This is a genomic window from Novosphingopyxis sp. YJ-S2-01, assembly GCF_016093175.1.
GTDB lineage: Bacteria > Pseudomonadota > Alphaproteobacteria > Sphingomonadales > Sphingomonadaceae > Novosphingopyxis > Novosphingopyxis iocasae.
Genome location: NZ_JAEDAI010000021.1, coordinates 1 through 451, shown reverse-complemented (window position 1 = coordinate 451; position 451 = coordinate 1). Strand labels below are relative to the sequence as shown.

The window sequence follows — 451 nt, the reverse complement described above, 5'->3', positions numbered from 1 at the left end:
AGCTCAAGGAAGCGCTGCTGGGCGGGAAGTAAGCAATTGTTACCAACCTCGTGACGAATTGGACAACTTCAGGGGCAAGCACCGCTTGCCAAACTGCCCAAACACGCCGATAAGAGGATCATGCGTACCGGGAAAACCCGTCCATGATCGAAGTTGCCCTGCCCTCACTGCGCGCCTGGATCGATGCCATGAGCCGCGTCGAGATACCGGTCCTCCCCGGGTCGGTGGCGGAGCTGACCCAGTTGCGCACGATCGAAGACGCCAAGGGCACGGTCGACGCCCATACCCTGGCCGAGAGCTTCGCCAGTGACCCATTGATGACGCTGAAGGTGCTCACGCATGTGTCACGCTATTGCATGCGCCTGAGCATCGAGCCGCCAGAGACCCTGACCGGCGCCATCCTGATGCAAGGCATCGGCCCCTTCTTCAAGGCCTTTGACCAGGTCCCGAC

General features: G+C 61.0%; 1 protein-coding gene. It reads left to right on the top strand.

What is annotated here, in order from left to right:
* Positions 1-143: 143 nt before the first annotated feature.
* On the top strand, positions 144-451 hold a 308-nt coding region (locus tag I6A82_RS14465; protein ID WP_198095674.1), incomplete at its 3' end, for a hypothetical protein.